Source organism: Bacillus sp. LL01 (assembly GCF_001037965.1).
The window spans coordinates 1-4,406 of the sequence record NZ_LFEL01000160.1 but is presented as its reverse complement, the minus strand read 5'-3'; the positions used below and the strand labels follow the sequence as shown (position 1 = coordinate 4,406).

Below are 4,406 nucleotides of genomic sequence, written 5' to 3'. Positions count from 1 at the left end.
ACTGATCATATGAGTGAAAATATTTCGACTGCTCCAGCCGTCAGCATTGATAATCATTTGGCAGCTGAAAAAGCGGTCAAGTATTTGGCAAACTTAGGTCACAAACGAATTGCTTATTTTGGTGGTGTTCCTGATGTATTAGGCGCAAGAAGGAGATTAAAAGGCTATAAAAACGGACTCATTCAAAATGGAATAGAAATCGATGAAAGTTTGATATTCAATGGAAATTGGTCGTTAGAGTCAGGGTATCAATTAGCGAATCAACTGCTCTTGCAAAAGCAATTACCAACGGCCATCTTCGCCGCATCAGATAATATGGCCATTGGGGCAATGAAAGCGTTGAAGGAGCATGGTTTTAAAATTCCTGAGGAGATGTCCATTATTGGATTTGATGATATTGAAGTTGCCAAATATGTTACACCATCTCTAACTACAATTGAACAGCCAACCATTGAAATTGGAACCAATGCTGCGAAGATGTTATTAACAATAATAGAAGATCAACCATTAGAACAAATGCATGTGGTTTTAAATAGCCATTTAGTTATTAGGCATTCTTGTAAAAAAGTAAATGAATCACTTTGAAAGGGGTGATGAGTGAGAAAGATTACTTTGTCAACATGACTAAATTAGATGGGGGAGGATTTAAAAATGAAAATTGCTATTCAATTATTTACTTTAAGGGACGCTTGCAAAGAAGATTTTGTTGGTACATTAAAAAAAGTAGCTGAATTAGGGTATGACGGTGTTGAGTTTGCGGGGAATTGGGGTGGACTTGAAGCAAGAGAGTTGAAAGGGATTCTTGATGAACTTGGTCTGCAAGCTGCAGGGAGTCATGTACCCCTTCACATGCTAGAGAATGAATTAGAAAATGTTATTCACTATCAAAAAGAAATCAATAGTAAATATATTACTTGCCCGATCTTACCAGAGCACCGTCGCGGAGGCGTTAGCGAGTATAGACAATTCGCTCAAAGATTGAACGAAATTGGAAAAGTATRCTCAGATAACGGGATTCAGTTTAGCTATCACAACCACGAGTTTGAATTAGAAGGTATCAATGGGATCAAGCCTTTACGTATTCTATTAGATGAGACAGATCCGAAATGGGTGAATGCGGAGCTTGATATTTACTGGCTTACAAAGGCTGGTGAAAATCCAGTAGAGTGGATCAATCGATATAAAGGAAGAACACCGCTGCTACATCTAAAGGACATGACAAACGACGCTGAACAATTTTTTGCTGAGTTAGGCACAGGTGGTGTGGATGTTCTTAGTGCAATTGAAGAAGRTAAGCGTGCTGGTGTTGATTGGTTTGTAATTGAGCAGGATCAGACGAAAAAAAGCCCATTTGAAAGTGTGAAAWTAAGTATTGATTACTTAAAAAGTCATTCTCTTGTATAGCTAAATGTAACCGGTTACATCTGGTTGCTAGGACTGTTTGAAATTCTAGTATATTTCCGAGTGAATACTAAAAATCAAAGGGGACGTTTAAATGAGAAAAAAATGGTCTGTCATGCTATTTGCGCTAATCCTTTCTCTTTTTGTCACTGCTTGTGGTGGAGGTAATCAAGAAACAACTTCTGAAGGTAATTCTGATGAGGGGGCTAGCACTGGAGATAAAATCGTTTTAGACTTTTGGCAAATTGATAGTGGGGATAAAGAGGCAGTGTATCAAGATGCTGTAGAACGCTTTGAAGAAAAAAATCCAGGTGTTGAAGTAAACATGCTTCGAATTCCAAATGATGATTACAAGCAGCGAATGGTTGTAGCCATGTCTGGTGGAAATCCTCCTGATGTATTTACTTCTTGGGGTGGTGGATGGCTGAAAGAGTTTGCTGATGCCGGACAGGTTTTAGACCTTACAGATGAAGATATTGAGTTTGAAATTTTTTTAGAAATGGCACTTAATAATACGACATTTGATGAGAAAGTATATGGGTTGCCTTTAGGGTTGAGCCAAACACTTTTCTTCTACAACAAGGAAATCTTTGAAACGCATGGCTTAGAAGAGCCTGAAACGTATGATGAGTTATTGGCCATAATTGATGAATTGAATGAAAACGATGTGATCCCTATTACACTAACGAATCAGACAAAATGGCCAGGTGCTTATTATTTAATGTATTTTGCTGACCGCTTAGGTGGTGAGGAATTATTCCAAAGTGCCTTTAACAGAGACGGTAGAGGATTTGATGATCCTACCTACGTAAAGGCTGGAGAATACATTCAAGAGCTAGTTGATAGAAATGCTTTTAACMCGGGCTTTAACGGTGTTCCATACGATGCTGGTCAAGGCAGACAATTATTGTATTCTGGTCAATCAGCAATGATGCTTATGACGAATACTCTTGTAGTTAATATGCGTTCAGAAGCTCCTGAATTTGAGGAGAAGCTAGGTAYGTTCCCATTCCCAACTTTGCCTGATGGAAAAGGTGATCCATCAAATGTTGGCGGAGCAACAAGTCCAGTTTGGTCTGCTTATTCAGGGACAGAACATCCTGAGTTGGCCATTGAGTTAATGAAAGAATTAACGACACTTGAGACAGCAGAAGATTATGTCAATCGTACTGGAAGTTTATCTGCGCTTATTGACGTTCCAACAGACGATGTCTTTGTTCAACAATTTTCTGAAATGGCAGCAGAAGCGAATGATATTCATATGCCATACGATCAGACCCTCCCTCCAGTTCTTGCTGAGCTTCATAAAGATACAACGCAAGAATTATTCGGTAAGACAATGACACCACAAGAAGCAGCAGACCTTATGGAACAAAAAGCTAAAGAAACATTAGATTAAAACATCATGCTTTGAGAGGGGGCAGCTGCTCTTGCCCCTCCTCTACATGTATCAGGGAGGGAACGCGATATGAAGACGGCTGTTGGTACCAATGTCATTACAATTAATCCAGAGCAAAAAAAGAACAAACGCAAAAAAGCAAAAACGATTCTACTATTTGTTTTGCCAGCACTTTTAGTTTATTCGGTTTTTATTTTATATCCCATTATCGCTACTTTTAACTACAGTATGTATAACTGGAATGGTGTTCAAGCAGAGAAGTCGTTTATCGGGCTTGCGAACTATATGACGTTGTTCTCTGACTCTACTTTTTGGCAWGCACTACAAAATAACATGTTACTAGTATTAGTGTCAGTCTTTGTACAAATCCCACTTGGATTAATCATGGCGTTGGTACTTTTTAGCCCAATTATGGGGAAAAAGTTTTTGAATGTCATTTTCTTTTTACCTTACTTAATGTCCACTGTTGCAATTGGTTTACTTTGGATATTTATGTATGACCCAATCAATGGTCCAGTCAATCAAATTGTTCAACTGTTTGGATTTAATGCGATTCCTTGGTTAGCTGATAAAAATACAGCAATGATTGCGATTTTAATCGTCGTTATATGGCAGTTCTCTCCCTTTTATATGATTCTTTTTAAGGCTGCAATGGTAGGAATCCCGGATGAGTTGTATGAGGCAGCAAGTATAGATGGTGCGAGTGAATTACAAAAGTTTTTCTATGTGACGTTACCAGCTCTCATCCCTACATTTGTCACCTCTTCTATTCTAGCGATAGTAGGGTCACTCAAAGCCTTTGACATTTTCTACATTATGACTGGAGGAGGTCCAGGAGGAGCGACTGAAATACTAGGAACCTATATGTATAAGCAAGGCTTTATTAACTTTAGTATGGGTTACGCAAGTACAATTGCAGCGGTTATGTTTTTAATTGCATTTGCCTGTGTCATTATTATTCAGGTTCTTGAACATCAGCGAAAGAAGCGGGGGTTATTTACATGAATCCATTACAGCTAATAAAGAGAATTCTATTATATGTATTAGCAATCTCGCTGCTGATCTTTACGTTCTATCCGTTCATGTACATGATTGGAACATCATTTAAAAGCATGAGTGAGTTTTTCGTGAATCCGTACTCCATTTTCCCTGAGACATTTACAATCGAACATTACTTTTCTGTTTTTGATATGGGATTATCGACTTACTTTTTAAACAGTATGATCATCACAGTATCAGCAGTTGTCATTACGGTGATGATTGCTTCTCTAGCAAGCTACCCATTAAGTCGGATGAAATTCCGCTTGAATCGACCATTATTTCTCCTTTTTGTAGCGGGAATGATGCTGCCCATTCATGCAACATTAATTCCGATTTTTGTGTTGACTCAAGGAATGGGTGTCTATGATACGTTACTTGCCTTACTTGGTCCATATGTTGCATTTAGTTTGCCGATTTCGATTTTTATCTTAACGCAGTTTATGCAAGAGATCCCTAAGGAACTAGAAGAAGCAGCACAATTAGATGGCGCAAATCATTGGAAGATCTTTTGGAAGGTCATCTTTCCAAATATCGTCCCGGCCATTTCTACTATTGTCATCTACAA

At 38.4% G+C, this 4,406-nt stretch carries 5 protein-coding genes; all 5 read left to right on the top strand.

Annotated features, from left to right (window positions below; all coding sequences use genetic code 11):
- Positions 1–585, top strand: a 585-nt coding sequence (locus tag AB685_RS26950; protein WP_047973675.1) for a substrate-binding domain-containing protein, incomplete at its 5' end; no start/stop codon positions are given.
- A gap of 66 nt (positions 586–651) precedes the next feature.
- Positions 652–1,404 carry a sugar phosphate isomerase/epimerase gene (locus AB685_RS26945; RefSeq protein WP_241773395.1) on the top strand — a complete coding sequence of 251 codons (753 nt, stop codon included), beginning with the start codon at positions 652–654 and terminating at the stop codon, positions 1,402–1,404.
- A 91-nt stretch (positions 1,405–1,495) separates the two neighbouring features.
- Positions 1,496–2,800: an extracellular solute-binding protein gene (locus AB685_RS26940; protein WP_047973672.1), complete on the top strand. Its 1,305-nt coding sequence runs from the start codon at positions 1,496–1,498 to the stop codon at positions 2,798–2,800.
- Positions 2,801–2,869: 69 nt separating this feature from the next.
- Complete coding sequence (locus AB685_RS26935; RefSeq protein WP_047973671.1) at positions 2,870–3,805, top strand: sugar ABC transporter permease; 936 nt, start codon at positions 2,870–2,872, stop codon at positions 3,803–3,805.
- On the top strand, positions 3,802–4,406 hold a 605-nt coding region (locus tag AB685_RS26930; protein ID WP_047973674.1), incomplete at its 3' end, for a carbohydrate ABC transporter permease. The genes AB685_RS26935 and AB685_RS26930, both read left to right, overlap by 4 nt.